The organism is Bradyrhizobium sp. CCBAU 51753, assembly GCF_015291565.1.
Taxonomy (GTDB): Bacteria; Pseudomonadota; Alphaproteobacteria; order Rhizobiales; family Xanthobacteraceae; genus Bradyrhizobium; species Bradyrhizobium ivorense.
Genome location: NZ_CP030037.1, coordinates 1,434,458 through 1,452,247 on the forward strand (window position 1 = coordinate 1,434,458; position 17,790 = coordinate 1,452,247).

Below are 17,790 nucleotides of genomic sequence, written 5' to 3' on the forward strand. Positions count from 1 at the left end.
ACAACACCGTGACCGTCGCGGTGTCAGGGCGCGCCCGGAGGCTGATGGGCGTGCGAGGATGCTTCGTTGAGCCGTGCCGGCTCGCGTCTTGTCTTGGGCTTGGTGGCCAGCACCGTGCTGTAGGGATTGCCGAACACGAACGTCTTCGAGGTGCGCCAGATGATCCGCTCCAGCTCCACGAAGGTGCGCATCTTCAGCCGGAACTTCCACAGCAGAAGGTGTTGAATGAAATTCCAGGTCAGGCCCCAGGCCCAGAATGGCAAACGCCGGTAACGGATCGGGCTGAAGCCGAGCGGGCGCAGCTTGTGGACCAGCAGATTGGCGCCGACGAAATTGTAGCGCCAGTTGTCGAAGAACGCGGTGACGCTCTGATAATCCTCCTTGCGGCGGCAATGATCCAGCGCCCCCGGGGTGCGGATCAGCAGCCGGCCGCCCGGCTTGAGCATTCGCCAGCAGCGCGCTAGCCAGGCGTCGAGATCCTTGCTGTAGCCGATCGACTCGAACGAATAGATGGCGTCAAAACTTTCGTTCGGCAGATCGAGGCTGTCGAAGTCCGTGACGATGACCTCGCCGCGTCCGCCGAGCCTGGCAAATTTCCGCCGGCAGATCTCGGCCTGCACCGGCGAATTGGTCACGCAGGTGACTTCGATATTGCGCCGGCTGGCGAGATATGCCGCCGCCGCACCGGACCCGCAGCCGAGATCCAGGAACCGCATCCCGTCCTTCGGCTTGAGCAGAACGTATTCGGCCTCGTAGGGGTGCGAGAATGGCGTCCGGGGAAACACACAGGTGCTGTAGTTCGCCTCCTCGTCGCGATAGGTGCCGAACACGTCGTCATAGGTGCGTCGCTCGTCATCGTGCTTGAGAAAATCGTTCGGCTGCGGCGCCCACTCGACCAGTTGCAGCTGCTCGAACTGGTTCAGCTGATGGCCGATCCCGCTCGCGTCCCGCGGACGGGTGACCAGGAAGAAAAGCACGTAATGAAGAAGGATGTAGGCCACGAACAACGCAAGGATGATGGCCGCTGTCAATTGAAGTACCAGAACCAGGTCCAAGGCCGCTCCTGACCGATGAAAAGCTCTCGACGCGATGGGCATTCTCACGGCAATCTGGAGCCGTGTTCAAGGATACTACGTGCTGCAATTGTACGATTTTATGTCTGGTCGGGCGAAGCGCATAGCGCCGCGGCCGTGAGGACCAGCGCGGTCTCGTGCGGTTCGGCGCGCGCTCGCGCGTGGCGGGGCGTGTCCGGCGCCGGCCGGCATGCCGCTGACGCGACGGATCGTTCAGCCCATGCTTCCCGGCATGAAGCAGCGCGGCTTCGGATGACCGTCCAGATAATAGGGCCAGACCATGGTGCGGCCGGCGCGGTTCGGTCCTGCCACGACGGCATCGTCGGGAACGTCGACCCATTCGCCCTCGAGGCGCACGCGATAGTGGCCGTCCTTGGTGTCCCAATCGGCATCGTCGATGTGCTTGGCATCGCTGCCGTCGCAGCACGGCCCCTTGCCGCTGTGCAGGCTCTCGTACCAGGCGTTCAGCTCCGGACGCTGGTGATCATGGGCGCGCGCCGGTTCGATCGCGGAGATCGGTAGTGCCGCCAAGAACGCAGCCATGACCGCGAACGCAGCCAAGGCCGCGCGCCAACCATCATTCGTCATGTCATACCTATCCTGTCCGTGCTGTCTCATGCTGTCCGGACATGGTCATGAACTGCCCTGCTTCAATTAGATGATACTTATCATACAATCACGTTCACGCGAGAAAACGCGGGAGTATCAAAAGCAAGAACCGTGCCGATTGGTGTTCGGGTGGTCAGGCGAGCAACTGCATCACCTGGTCGATGACGGCTTTCACCCGCTTCGAATCCGGCGTCTGATGCGCGAGCGCCATCAGCCCGGCATGCACCACCATGATGGTGTGCGCGGTGATGTCGGGGTCAAAACCCCTGCTGAATTCGGCGCGATCGGCGCGCAGCCGCGCGCGCAGCAATTCCTCGAGCCGCCTGTTGTAGCGCTCGATGCTCTTGCGCACGGCGGCTTGATCGAGCGAGCCGTCGGTGAGGGAATTGACCGACAGGCAGCCGCGCTGGCCCTTTTCGCCCGAGCAATACGGGATGAAGCCGATGAGCCACTGCCTGACGGCGTCGCGGGCTGATCCTGGCTGCGCCAGCACGCGCTCGGCCCAGCCCAGGATGCCGTCGTGATAGCGGTCCAGCACCTTGAGGAACAGCGCGTTCTTGTCGCCGAACGCCGCATAGAGGCTCGGCTTTGCGATGCCGCTCGCCGCCGTGATCTCGTCGAGCGAGGTCGCCTGGAAACCCTTTTGCCAGAACACCTGGCGGGCGATTTCCAGCACGTCATCCGGATCGAAGCTGCGCGGCCGTGCCATCACAGCGTTTTATGTACTGCCGGGTCGGATGTGAAGCCCTCAACTCGCCGTGAAAGGCGGTCCTGTTCGTTGACGGTCGCTCCATTCTATACTACTAGGTACAGAATAAATCGGGGAGACGTGTCATGAAGGCAGTTCAGGTCGTTGCGTTCGGGCGTGCTGCGGAGGAGGTCAAGCTGAACGAGGTGCCTGATGTGGGCAGTCCCGGGCCCGACGAAGTCGTCGTCGCGGTCGAGGCGGCGCCGATCAACAACTCGGATTTCATGATCATCGCGGGGCGCTATGGCTATCTGCCGCCGCTGCCGGCGACGCTCGGGATCGAGGGCGTCGGACGGGTCGTCGCCCGGGGCGCGCAGGTGAAGCACCTGAAGGAGGGCGACCGCACCCTGGTTCCGACCATGCACCCGACCTGGACCGAGCGCGTCAAGTTCAAGGCGTCCTGGCAGCGGCCGCTGCCGGACAATGCCGATGTCCGGCAGCTCTCCATGGTCGGGGTCAATCCGGCGACCGCTTATCTGCTGCTGACCGATTTCGTCAAAGTGCCGCGCGATGGCTGGGTGATCCAGAACGGCGCCAATTCGGCGACGGCGCGCGCGGTGATTGCGATCGCAAAGTCACTGGGAATCAAGACAGTCAACGTGGTGCGTCGCGAGGAGGTGGTGGCGGAGGTCAAGGCGCTGGGCGGTGATGTCGTCCTGCTCGACGGCCCCGATCTCGCCAAGCGCGTCGCCAAGGAAACCGGCAAGGCGCCGATCCGGCTGGCGCTCGACGTCGTCGGCGGCGCGTCGACCCTGAACCTGATGACGTGCCTGGCGCCGCACGGCGTCGTGGTGATCTATAGCGGGATGAGCGGACAGCCGTTCACCGGCTCGCCGCTCAGCATGATCTTCAACGAGGTCTCGGTGCGCGGCTTCTGGCTTGGCCATTGGTACAAGACCGCGAGCGACGATGCGATGGTGACGATGTACGGCCATCTCGTGCCGATGGTCGCATCGGGCGCGATCAGCGCGCCGGTCGTGGGAAGCTACGGCCTCGAGGGATTCTCGGAAGCGATCGCCAAAGCCTCAGCGTTCAAGGGCAAGGTGATCTTTACGCCGAACTAGGCTTGGCGCGATCAGGTCCGGCGCGCGGTCCGAATCGTTCTCAGCTTGGCTGGCTTTGCAATGTCCGGGCGCTTCGCTTTGCCATGGTCCCGGCCGTGCTTCTTCGCGGCGAGTGCGACGCGAGTCTTGGTCCCACCGGAGCCGCGGCGCGCGGTGTATTCCTTGCCGTCCATCGGCGCGAAGTGCGCCGGATCCCTGCCGAGATAGGGGCGTCCGATGCCGAACTCCCGGCCGTGGGCATCGATCCATCGCCAGAGTTTCGCCGAGGAGGCCCATCGATCGTCGCGCGTCGCGCCATCGACGCTGACCACGTCGGCCGCGAGCCCATGGCCATAGCCGCCGCGCAGGCTGCCGCCGTGAAAGGACCTGTTGCTCGCCGCCGCGAGGCCGCTTGCGATCGACTGGCGGTAGTCATCGCGGAACGCGCTGGTGATGCCCGGTGACAGTCCGGCCTGCTCGGCGGCGAGCAGCGCGCGAAACAGCTTTAGCTTGAAGCTGCGATCCATGCCGCCGATCACATAGTCCGCCATGGGCATGCCGATGCGTTTGGCGGCCTTCGGATCCTTCCATCCGAAATCCTCGTCGACCAGCCTGGTGAAGGTCCGCATTACGGTCACGGTCTTGCGCTTCTTCCTGATCGTCACCGCCCGCCGTTCCGGCACCTTGATGGTGTCCTCCTTGGGCGCGCGTTGATAGAGCGCCCACAGATAGCGGTCGACGCAGGCTTCCACGACCCAGCATTCGTCGAGAACTTCGACAGTGTCGACCGCCGGCACGGGGATGCGCGGCGCAGTTGCGGCCGGTTCCTGGACCGGCGACGTGTCAGCCGGCAGCACCTCCGCCGGATCGCCAAGTGCCGCCTCGACGATCGCTTCGGCCCGGTCCGCCGTCGTCGTGACGGTGATGGTCACCGGCGCCGGGCTGCTGGCGTTTCCTGTGTCGGCTTGCGCGGCGTTGCCGATCGCGGTCGCAGCTGCCGCATCAGGCGCGGTGGCGGCGACGGTCACGGGTGCGTTGTGGTCGGCGAGAGGCGGGCCGGCGAGCGCGACGCCGGCGGAACCGGATGCGAGCCACGCCGCGATCCAGGCCGGCAGAACCATCGTTCGGCACAACGCCGCCGGTCCCATTCGCCGCGAGTTCATCAAGCCAGCCTCCAAAGGCTCCCCCCGGAGCCCGACTGCACAGCATGCGACACTGCCGATTGTCGCTTCAGGATATGGACGGACAAGGGCGAAAAACGCGAACCGTCCTATGTTTTCCAAAGATGTTGCCCGAAAGCAACCCGCGGCCATTGCGTCTTGAGATCCGTCCGGCTTATCGCCAGCACGGAACTTCGGATGCGGGCCTCCGCGAACCGTCGTGGAGACCGGGTTTCTACGGGCAGGCGCGGTGATATAGCAAACACGGCGGGCGGAGCTCGAGGTGCTTGTGATGGCGGGCCAGCTCGCGATCCATCTCTCTACGACGCATGCAGGTGGTGAACGGGCCAATTCCCGGCCGGCTCACCGCGGCGCTGCGCGGCCAGCACGTCGGGTCGACCATTCACACCGGCGTGCGCCCCGCCTGAGCGCGCGGTAGCGTACCGTCGCGCGCCGGAGCCGTGATGAAATCGATTACTTGATCGTTGCGCGCACGGTGATGACCGAGGTGCCGGACGCCTTCGGCCCTTGGCCGGTTGCCTTGATGGCAAAGGTATCGTTGCCCTTGTACTTGGCCTTCGCCTTGTACTCGAACGTCGATGCGTTGATCTTTTTCAGCTTGCCGAAGGATGGCTTCTGCGCAATCGCGGAGTCGGTGACCTTGCCGCGGATCTGAATCGGAATCTGGCAACTTTCGCCCGATGCGACGTCGATATCGCCGCTCGAATTCTCGCCCCAATCCGCCAGCGTGACCGACATCGAACACTGCGGCGCGGCCGGCGCCGAGGACGCCGGCACGATGCCCGCGGCGGTCGCGGCAAGGACCAGAGCAGTGACGTTGAGCAGCCGCGTCGTCATCTTCTTGTTCATGCAGGACTCACTGACCGAGATGCGTTCGTCAGGAAAATCTTGCAACGCATGCGCAGCGCAGGCAAGGGCTTCGATCCGCGCACAGCCGCAGCGGACGCGATGTTACAGCGTCAGCTTGTAGCCAGCAGATGTTCGAATGGGCGATCGCGCAATGCCGGGCGAGAGGCTGCGATCTGGCCTGTGCGCGATGTCGGCGGCAAGGCGAGGGCGGGCTTACTCCTTCTTCGCCGTCAGCCCGTCGACCATCGCGCGCGTCAGCGTCGCGATCTCGCTGCGCAGCGCGCCGAGCGGCACCGCGATCAGCTTCTGCTCCAGCCCGAGCGCGACCATGCCGTGCACGGCGGAGAACAGGCTGCGCGCGGTGACACCGAGCTGGGTCGGCGAGCGCTGCGGAAACAGCACGGCGAGCGGTTTGTAGATGTGACGGAACAATTCCATCTGCTCGGATATCGCCCATTCCGGCACCGGCTTGCCGGGCTGCATGCGGTGCTCGAACAGCGCGCGCCACAGTTCGAGATTGTCGGCGGCGAAGTCGCAATAGGCGACCGCAATCCGCACCAGCATCTCGCGCGGCGCGGCGGCGGCGCCGATCTCGGCCAGCGACAGCGAGGCATCGAGCCGCGCCAGCGTGCGCGAGCCGACGCGCAGGATCAGCTCGTCGACGTCCTCGACCAGATTGTAGACGCCGCCATTGGCGACGCCGATTTCCTGGGCCAGTTCGCGGGTCTTCAGCCCGCCGAGACCCTTTGTCGCAATCGCCCGTTCCGCCGCCTCGATCAGCGCTTCGCGGAGTTTTGCTCGTCGTTCCAATGCTTTGGACATTGTTTACCCATCGTTAACCACAACCGTGAGCGTCGCTCAAACAATTCTTGAGCAATGCTCATTATGTGGTACAAGTGAATCATGAGCGATGCTCATAACAGGGAGAGACCAAATGTTCAAAACCGTTTTGACACTTTTCCGCGGCAGCGTGGCGGCGGCGGGCGAGGAACTGGAAGACCGGACCGCGCTGGTCATCCTCGACCAGCAGATGCGCGACGCCGCGGCGGCCGTCGACCGCTCGAAGCGGACGCTGGCCCTGGCGATCGCCAGCGACCAGCAGGAAGGCCGCCGGCTCGAGACCACCAACGCCCGGATCGCCGATCTCGAGGTCCGCGCCACCGCGGCGCTCGAGGGCGGCCGCGAAGACCTCGCCCGCGAAGCTGCGCAGGCGATCGCCAATCTCGAAGCCGAGCGCGACGCCGCGATGACCGCGCGCACGCTGTTCGCCTCGGAGATCACCCGCCTGAAGCGCCATGTCGCCAGCGCCGAGGCGCGGATTGCCGAGCTCGATCGCGGCCGGCGTCTCGCCCGTGCCTCCGAAGCGGTGCGCTCGCTGCGCCGCAGCGGCATCGAGGCGGCGCGCCCCTACGAATCGACGCTGCCGGAAGCCGAGGCAACGCTGAAGCGGCTGCGCGATCGGCAGATCGAAGCCCAGGCCGCCGACGAAGCGCTGATCGAGATCGACGCCGCGTCGGGCCCGCTCGCCACCGCCGAAAAGCTCGCCGAGCAGGGCTTCGGCCCGCGGATGAAATCCACCGCCGACGACGTGCTGGCGCGGCTGAAAGCCAAGCGCCCGCCCGCTGCCTGAACTCCAAGCCTGAAGCCAAAGCTGAAACCAAGCCTGAACCTTAGCCAATTGCAAACCTCGTCACATCAAGGAGAGTACCATGAACCAGACCATCCAACCCCACAGCGGCGCCTGGGTCACCTTCACCTACGCGTCCTTCGCAGCGTCCGCCTTCCTGGTCGCGATCGGCGTCTACTTCCTGCCGATCGATCTCTGGATGAAGGGCTACCTCACGATGGGCATCGTGATGCTGATCCAGACCTGCGTCACCATGACCAAGACCGTCCGCGACAACCACGAGAGCAGCAAGTTCGTGAACCGCATCGAGGACGCCAAGGCCGAGCGCCTGCTGATGGAAGTCTCCAAGGCGGCGTAAGCTGGAGCCAGTGCCAAGCGGCGGGTGTCCTGCACCCGCCGCTTTTGTCCATACGATCTGATCCCTCCACGTCATTGCGAGCGAAGCGAAGCAATCCATTGCCACCAAGTATGCGGAACGATGGATTGCTTCGCGGAGCCTGTCATCGGGCGCGCGTTCGCGCGACCCGTTGGCTCGCAATGACGCGGCCAACGCGCCAGGGCAACTTGTCCCGTTTCCAGAACGGATCATTTACCCTGCGGCAAACAGCGTCAGGTTGCGCTCATCGCTCCTTAACAGGCGGCAGTGCAGAAATCGCGCCCGAGGGACCTAAGACATGGCGTCCACGGACAACGGCAATCCGGCTCCGCGCGGCGGCAACGGGGCTGGCAAGGGGCTTGCGAAAGCGCGCGCGGCGTTTGACCGGCTGCGCGGCCATGCCGGCTTCTGGCTCAAGGCGCTGTCGCAGCCGACCATCGATCTCACCCTGCGCACCGACGCCGGCCAACTCACCCGCATCATCGAATCCCCCGGCCTGTCGCTGCCGCAAGCCGAGCTCGACGCGCTGGTCGCGCAGTTGCGCACCGTCGCCGCGAAGACGCTACCGCAGGAGAGCCTGACCTACGGCATCTTCTCCGGCGAGCCCGAGCGGCTGGCGCGCGCCGTCGTCACCGTGATCTCCGAGGAGGAGAGCGGCCGTCCGATCGCTTTCAACGCGCTGTCGGTGATGGCGGTGCCGCTCGACGGCGAGCCGGCCGAGGTCACCCATCTCGGCCTTGTCATGGTCGACCCTGATGTGCGCGGGCAGGGGCTGTCCTGGGTGCTCTACGGCCTCACCGCGCTGGTGCTGTTCGCCCGCGACGGGCTCCGGCCGAAATGGATCTCCAACGTCACGCAGGTGCCGGCCGTGGTCGGCATGGTCAGCGACACCTTCTCCGACGTGTATCCGTCGCCGCTGCCGGGCGCGCGGCAGAGCTTTGCGCATCTGCAGCTCGCGCGCGGCATCATGGCAAGACACCGCGCGGTGTTCGGCGTCGGCGAGGAGGCCGGTTTCGACGAGGCGCGCTCGGTGATCACCAATGCCTATACCGGCGGCTCGGACGCGCTGAAGAAGACTTTTGACATCGCGCCGAAGCATCGCAACGCCGTCTACAACGACTTCTGCGAGCGCGAGCTGGACTACGCGCGCGGCGACGACGTGCTGCAGCTCGGCCGCATCGATCTCGCCGGCGCCCGCCGCTACGTCATGCGCGAGGTGCCGTCGGGCTCGCTGCCGGCGCTGCTCGCGGCGTCCGCGATCCTGGCGCTGCAGCGGCTGGTGCTGCCGGTGGTGTACTGGCTCGACGACAGCCGCGCCTTCGGCACCTTGCGGCCGCGCAAGCAGGATCCCGAGGCGATCAGATGAATTTCGATTATTACTCCTTCACCGGCCGCAATATCGGCTTTATCGACGAGCGCGAGCAGCAACTGTTGCGGCAGGCGCGGGTGTTCGTCTGCGGCGTCGGCGGCATGGGCGGCGCCGCCTTCATGGCGCTGGCGCGCGCCGGCGTCGGCAAGTTCGTGATCGCCGATATCGACCGCTTCGAGGTCTCCAACCTCAACCGCCAGGTGTTCGCCTTTGCCGACGAGGTTGGCCGCGAGAAGGCGGAGGTCGCCGCCGAAGCCGCCAAACGCATCAACCCGACCATCGAGGTCGAGGTGCTCGGAGAGAACTGGACCAGCGAGCTGCCCGGCATCGCGGCGCGCTGTCCCGTGATCGTCAACGGCATGGACGACATCGCCGCCGGCGTGCATCTGTATAGGACCGCCAAGCGCGCCGACGCCACCGTGATCGACGCCTATATGTCGCCGCTGCCGTCGGTGATCGTGGTGCGCCCGAGCGATCCGCGGCCCGAGGAGCGGCTGGGCTTCCCGACCACGGCGAAGGACTGGACAGCGATCACCGACGACGACCGCCGCGCCGCGATGCGCGCCGAGATCGAGCACGTGATGTTGCACTCCTCGTCGCGCAACTATGTCGACCTCGCGATCGCCGGCGAAGTCGCGGCCGGCCGCCGCAGCCGGATGTCGTTCGCGCCGATGGTGATCTCGACCGGCATGCTGATGGCCTATGAGGCGATCGCGCTGATCCTGGGACGCACGTCGGGCACCGATTGCCGCGGCTGGTTCCTCAACCCGCACCGGCCCGCGATCGAGAGGCCGCGCAACGCGCTGGTCGCCGCCTTGCTGCGCCCGCTGGTGCGCCGCGCCATCGATCAATTGACGGGCGGCAAATGACCGCGGGGGTGATCGCCGATTCCATCGTCAATCTCTGCGGCGCCATCGGGCTCGCGGTGGCGATGGCGACGTTCTACCGGCGCGATCCCAAAAGCCCGCTGACCCGCCGCCTGCTGTTCGCGCTCGGTGTGATCGCGATCCTGTTCCTCGACCGCGGCCTCGCCTGGTGGACCGGCAGCGTGCTGCTCGACCGCCTCTCGGTGATCCCGGCCGCGCTGATCCCGCTCGGCGCGCTGATCGTCACCGAAGGTATTTTGCGCCGGCACGCGCCGCGCGCGGTGAAGATGATCGCGCTCGGCGGCGGCATACTGCTCGGCCTGGGCGGCACTTTCGGGCTGCAGCGCTTTGTCATGCCGTACGCGATCACGCTGGCGCTGTTCCAGCTGCTGGCCTTCGCCACCTGCGCGTTCCTGCTGGCGACCCGCGAGCGCGCGGGGCTGATGGCCTCGGAAAACCGCAGCATCGGCCGCATGGCGGTCGGTGCGCTGGTGGTGATCCCGTTCATCCTGACGGATTTCCGCACGCTGTTTCCGGAGATTCCGGTCCGGCTCGGCGCGCTGGGCGCGCTGCTCACGGTGACCGTGATGCTGATCGCCGGCGGCGGCGCCGAGACCCGCCGCCATGGCCTGGCGATGATGGCGCTGCGGCTGATCTCGTCGGGCCTGCTCGGCTTTGCCGCCGCCTTCATGGCGGCCGACGTCGATGCCGCGCAGATCGTCCGCTTCGTTGCGGTCGCGATATCAGGCGTGCTGACCATCGGCCTGATGACCGATGCGCTGCGCGCGCTGTTCGAATCGCAGGAGCCCGGCGTGCTCAATTCGGTCGCGGCCTCGCCGGCACAAACCCGCGACCAGCTGATCGCCGAGCTGGCGCGGCATCCGATCTTCGAGAGCGCGCGGCGGTTTCGCGAGAGCGAGCTGGCGCTCTACGATCCGCCGCTGCTGCGCGATTTCCTGTCCACGAGGCGTGTGCTGCGCCGGCCCGATGCGCCCTGGGGGCTGTCGCCGATCGAGCCGGCGGCCGAGCGCATGGTCTCGCTGATGACCGCCAACAGCGCCACTCACGTCATCGTGCTGGCGCATGATCCGCTCGACCTGATCGTGCTCGCGGTGCCGGTCACCGCGGCCGATCCCGCCACCGAAACCGCGCTCGCGCTGGTGCGGCGGCTGCTCGCGCTGACCCCGGAGGCGAAATGACGCTCGAGATCCGAGAGGGCGACCGCAGGGCTGCGTTCGACGCGGCGCTCAATGCCTATGGCCCGGACAGTCTCTATGTCCCGCCGCTGTGGAGCGACTTCGACCGGATGTTCGATCCGAAGAAAAATCCCTTCATCACCGAGGGCCACGGCCGCTACGCGCTATTGTCCGCGCATCGCGACGGAAAGCCGGTCGGCCGCATCGCCGCCTCGATCCACGATGCCTCCAACCGCAAGCACGGCACCCGCCACGGCGCCTTCGGCTTCTTCGACTGCATCGACGATGCCGAGGTCGCCGATGCGCCGCTGCGCGCCGCCGAGCAATGGCTGGCCGCCCGCGGCATGACCCGCATCACCGGCAATTTCAATCTGACGGCGATGCAGCAGATCGGCGTGATGACCGACGGTTTCGACCACGCGCCGTTCACCGACATGATGTGGTCGCCGCCGCACATCGCGCAGCATCTCGAACGCGCCGGCTATGCCGCGACCTTCCCGATGACCACCTTCGAGATTGCGCTCGACGGCGGCAAGCCGGAGCAGCTGCTCGGCGACAAGCAGCGCACGGTGCTGAAGGACCCCGATTTCGTCTGGCAGCCGATCAAGCGCTCCGCCTTCAAGGCGCGGCTGGAGGATGCGCGGCTGATCCTCAACGACGGCTTTGCCGACAACCCGATGTTCGTGCCGCCGACCGCGGCCGAATATCTGTTCCAGGCCGGTGACATGATGTGGATCATCGACAAGCGGATTTCGACCGTGGTGTATTACCGCGGCCGCCCTGCGGGGGCGATCATCGCGATCCCCGACCTCAATCCGCTGGTCAAGGCGATCGGCGGCCGCGTTGGGCCGACGGCGCCGTTCAAGTTCGTGCAGCACCGCATGATGAACACCCGCGCCGTGCTGATCTATCAGTCGGTGTGCCGCGAGCTGCACAATCGCGGTCTCAACGGCGCGATGCTGTACCGCACCGCGCTGGCGTTGCAGCAGGCCGGCTACCGCACCCTCGGCGGCACCTGGATCGCAGACATCAACGGCCCGTCGCTGCGCCAGGCCGAGAAGGTCGGCGCCCAGCCGCTGCACCGGCTGCATCTGTTCAGCAAGCGGCTGGCCGGCGCATGAGCGCGCTGACACCGGACTTGCTGCGCGAGCTGGTCGCCGAAGCGCGGCTGGCGCCGAGCGTCCACAACATCCAGCCGACGCGCTGGCGCCTGCTCGACGACGACAGGCTGGCGCTCGTCGACGACACCAGCGTGCGCGCGCCGGTCGCGGACCCCGCGGGTCATGATGTCCTGATCTCGCACGGCGCGGCTTTGGAGGGCATGAGCCTCGCGCTCAACCGCCGCGGCCTCTCGATCTGCGGTCTCACGACGATCGAGCAGCCGCTGTCGGCGCAGTTCTCGGCGCTCTGCAGCTTTGCGGTCAAGCAATGTGCCACGCCCGATCCATTGGCCGGCTGCGTGGCGCATCGGATGTCCTGGCGCGGCAAATTCGTGGCGTCGCCTGGCGATGCGGCGGCGCTGGCCCAGCTTGCGGCGGCGTGCGGCGACGTGATCTGCATACGCGACCGGCAGGCGATCACGGATGTCGCCGGCTGGGCCGACCAAGCCGAGTTCTCCTTCGTCCGCGGCGACGATTACCGGCAGGAATTGCTGCAATGGATGCGGCTGTCGCCGAGCCATCCGCATTATCTGCAGGACGGCCTCAACCGCGACGCGCTCGCGATGAACGCGCTCGAGGCCACCGCGGCCCGTTTCGTGCTGGGCGGCCTGTTCAAGCCGCTCGACCGGCTCGGCCTTGCCGCATCGCTGCTCGCGGACGGCGCCAAGACCGCGTCGGCCGCGGCCATCGTGTTGTTCTGCCGCCCGGTCGGCGAAGATCCGCTGATGACCGGACGGTACTTTTATCGCGCCTGGCTCGAGATCGATCGCGCCGGGCTTGCGGCCTGTCCGATCTCGGCGCTTGCCGACGATCCGGATTGCAACGAGCGGCTGCGCAAGCTCGGCAACGTCGCCGCCGATTTGCGCCTCGTCAACGTGTTCCGCGTCGGCCGGCCGGCAGCCGCGCAGAAACCGCGGCATTTCCGGCTGTCGGTCGAGCGGCTCGTTGTGTAAGCGGTGCTGACGCGCCGGCATCTTAACGCTGTCAAAGCTTCACGCGATCATGCTATGACGCCGCCCGCGAACCCGAGGCGCGACGCGCGCCTTGGAATCCTTCTTTGAGCATGATCGCTTCGGAACGCCGCTGCACGCTGTTCCGGATCATGCGAGCGACCGGTGGGGCATGATGTCGAAGCAATCGCAGCGCGAGGAGGCCGAGCGCCTGATCCGCGAGACCATGGAAAAGCGGAACCTGGTCATCAAGCAGGGCATGACCCGGATCGAGGCCGTCTGCGGCAAGTGCGGCGCGCCGAACCGGGTGCAGGCGGAAAAGGGCCAGGCCCGCGTCAAGTTCGCCTGCAAGAATTGCGGGCAGAAGCAGGAAACGTTGTGACCCTCTCTCCGTCATTGCGAGGAGCGTAGCCGCAAAATTGCAAAGCAATTTTGCGGTGAAGCGACGAAGCAATCCATCTTTCCGCACGTGCGGACCGATGGATTGCTTCGCGGAGCCTGTCATCCGGCGGCGCTTCGCGCCGACCGGGTGGCTCGCAATGACGGCGTCGAAGCGCTACTTCGACACCTCACACACCGTGGTGTGATCCGGCGCGACGAAGAATGTCTTCGATCACTATTGGTGGCGGCCGATCCGGCGTCAACCTTGCGCGCGCACTCTTCAAGAGATTCTAACGCCGCCGCGGCTGTATCGGGCGGGCTGTCAGCACTAATTTGGGGGCTGGACGCTGGTCGTCCTCTCGATATATTGCATAGAATATAACGACGATCCGGAGTGCCGGTATGGAGATCGAAACCCAGGAGCTCACCACCTGCGAGGTCGCCGCCGACGGCTGCGCGATTTCGCTCGGTTTCGTCGACGGCAGGGGCGAGCCGGCGACGATCCGGCTGTCGGTCAGCCAGGTCGGCGCGCTGGTGATGACCTTGCCCGGGTTGATCAGCAAGGCGCTGCAGACCCGGTTCGGCGACCAGACCCTGCGCTATGCCTATCCGCTGGATTCCTGGGTGATCGAGCAGTCGACCGATCCGAGCCAGGGCATGGTGACGCTGAAAACCACCGACGGCTTCAGCGTCTGCTTCTCGATCCCGCGCGCCCAGCAGAGCGAGCTCGGCGAGGCGCTGGCGGCGCAGCCGATGGCGCCGGTGCGCGTGCGGGCGAATTGAGAGTGCTACAATGACGCCTCGGCGTCATTGCGAGCGAAGCGAAGCAATCCATGCCTCCGCATATGCGGTACGATGGATTGCTTCGCTTCGCTCGCAATGACGGGGAGAGAACTACTTCCCCTTCACGAACGCCGCAAACGCATCGCCGTAATCCTTGTGCCAGCGCGACAGCGGCGGGCGGTTCTCGACGATATCGCCGGCGGCCCACAGGATGCGGCGTTCGTCGAGCGCGCACAGTATTTCCGCGTCATTGCGAGCGAAGCGAAGCAATCCATGCTTCCGCATGCTCGGACGCATGGATTGCGTCGTCGCTTCGCTCCTCGCAATGACGGGGAAAGAGTTATTTCCCCTTCACGAACGCCGCAAACGCATCGCCGTAATCCTTGTGCCAGCGCGACAGCGGCGGGCGGTTCTCGACGATGTCGCCGGCGGCCCACAGGATGCGGCGCTCGTCGAGCGCGCGCGGCACGTCGTTGTCGGGGCAGAGGATGTAGAAATCGCCGGCCTCGAGCCGCTCGATCATGAAGTCGACGGTCTGCTCCGAGGTCCAGGCGCCCGCCGGCTTCTCGGTGCGGCCGCGCGCGGTCAGCCCGGTGAAGACAAAGCCCGGGATCAGCAGATGCGCCGTGATCTCGCAGCCGTCGGTGTTGCGCAGCTCATGCTGCAGCGCCTCGGTGAACGCCTTCACGCCGGCCTTGGAGACGTTGTAGGCGGGGTCGCCGGGCGGCGTGGTGATGCCCTGCTTGGAGCCGGTGTTGATGATCAGCCCCGGCCGTCCGCGCTTGATCATGTTGGGTGCGAAGGCCCGCGTACCGTTGATGACGCCCCACAGATTGACGGCGAGGATGCGCTGCCAGTTGTCAGCGGAACCGAACATCGTGCTGCCGGGCTGGATGCCGGCGTTGTTCATCAAAATGTCGGTGCCACCGAATTTTTTCGCGACGCTGGCCTCGAGGTCCGCAACTTGATCGGCGCGGCTGACGTCGACCGCCGCCGTCATGATGTCGGCTGCGCCGCCCGGCGCCACGGATGACAGTTTTGCCGCAGCCTGCTTCAGCCTGTCGTCGCCGAGATCGGCGATGCAGACCTTCATGCCGGCTTTGGCGAACCGCATCGCGGCGGCAAGCCCGATGCCGGACGCGCCTCCGGTGATCACGGCAACATGATTGGGTGACATCACGGGATGGGACATCGGTGGTCTCCGGACACAATTGTGGCTGCTACTTGCAAGCTAGCATACCGCGCACAGCACGCACGCGGGCGCATAGGAGAGTTTCATGCGCGCTGCTCTCCTCAACGCGGGCTCGGCTTTACGGTTTCGCATCTGCGCTGTAGAATTAGCAATATAACGCTTCCAAAGACCTCAGCCGACATTTTACAGGGAGTGCAAACATGGCTGTTTCGCAGGCTATTCCGCTCACGCGCCATCCTTATGCCGATGGCTCCTACAAAAAAATGCTGATCGACGGCAAATGGGTCGACGCCGCCTCCGGCAAGAAATTCGAAACGCACAATCCCGCGACCGGCGAGCTGCTTGCGACCGTCGCCGAGGGCGACGCCGAGGATATCAATCGCGCCGTTGCCGCCGCGCGCCGCGCCTTCGAGGGGCCGTGGAGCAAAGTCAAACCATTCGAGCGGCAGAACATGCTGCTCAAGCTCGCCGAGCTGGTCGAAGCCAATTTCGAGGAGCTGTCGCAGCTCGACACGCTCGACATGGGCGCGCCGATCAGCCGCACCCGCGGCAACCGGCTGCGTTCGCTCGGCATGCTGCGCTATTACGCGGGGCAGGCGACCGCGATCCATGGCGAGACCATCGAGAATTCGCTGCCCGGCGAGATATTCTCCTACACGCTGAAGGAGCCGATCGGCGTGGTCGGCGCCATCATCCCGTGGAACGGGCCGCTGACCGCCTCGATCTGGAAGATTGGACCTGCGATCGCGACCGGCTGCACCGTGGTGCTGAAGCCGGCTGAGGAATCGCCGCTGACCTCGCTGCGCATCGGCGAGCTCTGCATGGAGGCCGGCATTCCGCCCGGCGTCGTCAACGTGGTGCCGGGTTATGGCGAGACCGCGGGCGCGGCGCTCGCCTCGCATCCCGATGTCGACAAGGTCGCGTTCACCGGCTCGCACGTCACGGGCCAATCGATCATCCGCGCCTCGGCCGGTAACCTCAAGCGCGTCTCGCTCGAGCTCGGCGGCAAGTCGCCGGACATCGTGTTCGCCGATGCCGATCTCGATGCGGCGGTGCCGGGAGCGGCGATGGCGGTGTTCGCCAATTCCGGCCAGATCTGCAGCGCCGGCACGCGGCTGTTCGTCGAGCAGAAGGTCTATGACGAATTCGTCGGCCGCGTCGCCGAGTTCGGCAAGAAGCTGCAGGTCGGCAACGGCCTCGATCCCAACACTCAGATCGGTCCGTTGGTATCGCAGCAGCAGATGGACCGCGTCTCCGGCTATCTCGACATCGGCACCAAGGAAGGCGCGAAGGCGGTGGCCGGCGGCGGCCGCCTCACCGAGGGCGCGTTGTCGAAGGGCTTTTTCGTGCAGCCGACGGTGTTCGCCAATGTGCAGGACAACATGCGCATCGCGCAGGAAGAGATCTTCGGCCCGGTCATCTCGGCGATCTCGTTCAAGGATCCGGACGAACTGATCAAGCGCGCCAACGCCACCACTTTCGGGCTCGGCTCCGGCGTCTGGACCACCAATGTCAGCAAGGCACACCAGGTCGCCAAGGCGCTGCGCGCCGGCTCGGTCTGGGTCAATTGCTACCAGGCGATGGACCCGGCAGTGCCGTTCGGCGGCTACAAGATGAGCGGCTACGGCCGCGAGTCCGGCAAGCAGCACGTCGAGGAGTATCTCAACGTGAAGGCCGTCTGGATCAAGACCGGCTAGCTGGTCTTCTTCACCTCTCCCCGCCCCTGTCCGCCGAAGCCTTGGCGAAGGCGGATGCGGGGAGAGGTCGGATTGCATCGCTAGATGCAATCCGGGTGAGGGGGTACAGGTCCCAACGATCGGCGTGTGCTCGCGGAGGAAAGCCCCTCAGCCCCAACGCCTCACAATTTCGGAATATTGGAAGAATACCCCTGACTTGCCCGACGTGTCAAGCGGTCTTGTCGAGCGCCGGCCGGCTACTTTGCATGGGGTTGTTTTCGCCATATTGGCAATGCGCCCCTGCGCCGGCCGCCATTTACCTCCCCGCCGCCTTCTTCGGCTTGCCGATGTCGCTGCGCAGCGCCTCGAGATCCTTGCGCACGGCGCTCGCCGCGTCGCGCTCGATCTTGCGATAGCGTGCCACCAGCGACAGGCCGAATGGGGTCAGCACCGCGCCGCCGCCGTTCTTGCCGCCGGTCTGCCGTTCCACCGCGGCCTGGCGGCAGATCCGGTTGATCTCGTCGACCAGGTCCCAGGCGCGCTTGTAGCTCATGTCCATGGCGCGGCCGGCGGCGGAGATCGAGCCGCATTCCCGGATGTTTTCCAAGAGCAGGATCTTGCCCGGCCCGATCCGGTCCTCGGCATCGAGATCGATGCGGACGCTGAGGGAGGGGAGCGATCTGACGCCCGGTTTCGGCATGGAAGATGTGC

At 65.8% G+C, this 17,790-nt stretch carries 19 protein-coding genes and 2 pseudogenes; 12 read left to right on the top strand and 9 right to left on the bottom strand.

The window, feature by feature from the left end; translation table 11 throughout:
- Window positions 1-23 precede the first annotated feature (23 nt).
- The 3 genes from XH93_RS06570 to XH93_RS06580 all read right to left on the bottom strand — a co-directional run bounded on the left by XH93_RS06570 (window position 24) and on the right by XH93_RS06580 (window position 2,391).
- The gene (locus tag XH93_RS06570; RefSeq protein ID WP_194472885.1) at window positions 24-1,055 is read right to left on the bottom strand and encodes a cyclopropane-fatty-acyl-phospholipid synthase family protein; all 1,032 of its coding nucleotides are present in this window, start codon (window positions 1,053-1,055) and stop codon (window positions 24-26) included.
- Between the two features lie 231 nt (window positions 1,056-1,286).
- Window positions 1,287-1,661, bottom strand: a complete 375-nt coding sequence (locus XH93_RS06575) for a hypothetical protein (protein ID WP_229175982.1) — start codon at window positions 1,659-1,661, stop codon at window positions 1,287-1,289.
- 154 nt (window positions 1,662-1,815) lie between these two features.
- Complete coding sequence (locus XH93_RS06580; protein WP_194472886.1) at window positions 1,816-2,391, bottom strand: TetR/AcrR family transcriptional regulator; 576 nt, start codon at window positions 2,389-2,391, stop codon at window positions 1,816-1,818.
- Window positions 2,392-2,516: 125 nt separating this feature from the next.
- Between XH93_RS06580 and XH93_RS06585 the strand changes: the two genes are divergently transcribed.
- Entirely contained in the window at window positions 2,517-3,494 is a 978-nt protein-coding gene (locus XH93_RS06585) for a zinc-dependent alcohol dehydrogenase family protein (RefSeq protein ID WP_194472887.1), read from the top strand.
- Between the two features lie 11 nt (window positions 3,495-3,505).
- Here XH93_RS06585 and XH93_RS06590 read toward each other — a convergent pair whose 3' ends face one another.
- The gene (locus XH93_RS06590; RefSeq protein ID WP_194472888.1) at window positions 3,506-4,636 is read right to left on the bottom strand and encodes a peptidase M15; all 1,131 of its coding nucleotides are present in this window, start codon (window positions 4,634-4,636) and stop codon (window positions 3,506-3,508) included.
- Between the two features lie 317 nt (window positions 4,637-4,953).
- Here XH93_RS06590 and XH93_RS42025 point away from each other — a divergent pair.
- Window positions 4,954-5,061: pseudogene (locus XH93_RS42025) on the top strand (molybdenum storage protein subunit alpha); the annotation flags it as partial.
- Window positions 5,062-5,107: 46 nt separating this feature from the next.
- On the opposite strand, the gene XH93_RS06600 reads toward XH93_RS42025, so the two are convergent.
- Window positions 5,108-5,503, bottom strand: coding sequence for a hypothetical protein (locus tag XH93_RS06600; RefSeq protein ID WP_246799496.1), 396 nt, complete (start codon window positions 5,501-5,503; stop codon window positions 5,108-5,110).
- A gap of 213 nt (window positions 5,504-5,716) precedes the next feature.
- Window positions 5,717-6,325: a TetR/AcrR family transcriptional regulator gene (locus tag XH93_RS06605; protein WP_139480784.1), complete on the bottom strand. Its 609-nt coding sequence runs from the start codon at window positions 6,323-6,325 to the stop codon at window positions 5,717-5,719.
- A 112-nt stretch (window positions 6,326-6,437) separates the two neighbouring features.
- On the opposite strand from XH93_RS06605, the gene XH93_RS06610 reads away from it, so the two are divergent.
- The 9 genes from XH93_RS06610 to XH93_RS06650 all read left to right on the top strand — a co-directional run bounded on the left by XH93_RS06610 (window position 6,438) and on the right by XH93_RS06650 (window position 14,211).
- Window positions 6,438-7,133, top strand: coding sequence for a PspA/IM30 family protein (locus tag XH93_RS06610; RefSeq protein WP_194472889.1), 696 nt, complete (start codon window positions 6,438-6,440; stop codon window positions 7,131-7,133).
- 79 nt (window positions 7,134-7,212) lie between these two features.
- The gene (locus tag XH93_RS06615; RefSeq protein WP_194472890.1) at window positions 7,213-7,488 is read left to right on the top strand and encodes a YiaA/YiaB family inner membrane protein; all 276 of its coding nucleotides are present in this window, start codon (window positions 7,213-7,215) and stop codon (window positions 7,486-7,488) included.
- Window positions 7,489-7,804: 316 nt separating this feature from the next.
- Window positions 7,805-8,872 (top strand): hypothetical protein, encoded by a 1,068-nt coding sequence (locus XH93_RS06620; protein WP_210340447.1) that lies wholly within the window; start codon window positions 7,805-7,807, stop codon window positions 8,870-8,872.
- A complete protein-coding gene (locus XH93_RS06625; protein WP_194472891.1) occupies window positions 8,869-9,744 on the top strand; it encodes a ThiF family adenylyltransferase in 876 nt (291 codons plus the stop codon). Before XH93_RS06620 ends, XH93_RS06625 begins: the two co-directional genes overlap by 4 nt.
- Window positions 9,741-10,940: a hypothetical protein gene (locus XH93_RS06630; protein WP_194472892.1), complete on the top strand. Its 1,200-nt coding sequence runs from the start codon at window positions 9,741-9,743 to the stop codon at window positions 10,938-10,940. The genes XH93_RS06625 and XH93_RS06630 overlap by 4 nt, the downstream gene beginning before the upstream one ends.
- Window positions 10,937-12,058: a GNAT family N-acetyltransferase gene (locus XH93_RS06635; protein ID WP_194472893.1), complete on the top strand. Its 1,122-nt coding sequence runs from the start codon at window positions 10,937-10,939 to the stop codon at window positions 12,056-12,058. The genes XH93_RS06630 and XH93_RS06635 overlap by 4 nt, the downstream gene beginning before the upstream one ends.
- On the top strand, window positions 12,055-13,050 hold the full coding sequence (locus XH93_RS06640; RefSeq protein WP_194472894.1) for a hypothetical protein: 996 nt from the start codon (window positions 12,055-12,057) through the stop codon (window positions 13,048-13,050). Before XH93_RS06635 ends, XH93_RS06640 begins: the two co-directional genes overlap by 4 nt.
- 172 nt (window positions 13,051-13,222) lie before the next feature.
- Window positions 13,223-13,429: a hypothetical protein gene (locus XH93_RS06645; RefSeq protein ID WP_139480772.1), complete on the top strand. Its 207-nt coding sequence runs from the start codon at window positions 13,223-13,225 to the stop codon at window positions 13,427-13,429.
- A gap of 401 nt (window positions 13,430-13,830) precedes the next feature.
- Window positions 13,831-14,211 (top strand): hypothetical protein, encoded by a 381-nt coding sequence (locus XH93_RS06650; RefSeq protein ID WP_139480769.1) that lies wholly within the window; start codon window positions 13,831-13,833, stop codon window positions 14,209-14,211.
- A gap of 111 nt (window positions 14,212-14,322) precedes the next feature.
- On the opposite strand, the pseudogene XH93_RS06655 reads toward XH93_RS06650, so the two are convergent.
- Both XH93_RS06655 and XH93_RS06660 read right to left on the bottom strand, forming a co-directional pair.
- Window positions 14,323-14,442, bottom strand: a pseudogene (locus XH93_RS06655) (short-chain dehydrogenase); the annotation flags it as partial.
- 109 nt (window positions 14,443-14,551) lie between these two features.
- Window positions 14,552-15,403, bottom strand: coding sequence for an SDR family oxidoreductase (locus tag XH93_RS06660; RefSeq protein WP_194472895.1), 852 nt, complete (start codon window positions 15,401-15,403; stop codon window positions 14,552-14,554).
- Window positions 15,404-15,603: 200 nt separating this feature from the next.
- Here XH93_RS06660 and XH93_RS06665 point away from each other — a divergent pair, with 200 nt between their 5' ends.
- Window positions 15,604-17,100, top strand: coding sequence for an aldehyde dehydrogenase family protein (locus XH93_RS06665; protein WP_139480766.1), 1,497 nt, complete (start codon window positions 15,604-15,606; stop codon window positions 17,098-17,100).
- Window positions 17,101-17,395: 295 nt separating this feature from the next.
- On the opposite strand, the gene XH93_RS06670 is transcribed toward XH93_RS06665, so the two are convergent.
- Window positions 17,396-17,779, bottom strand: coding sequence for a winged helix-turn-helix domain-containing protein (locus XH93_RS06670; RefSeq protein WP_139858857.1), 384 nt, complete (start codon window positions 17,777-17,779; stop codon window positions 17,396-17,398).
- Window positions 17,780-17,790 lie beyond the last annotated feature (11 nt).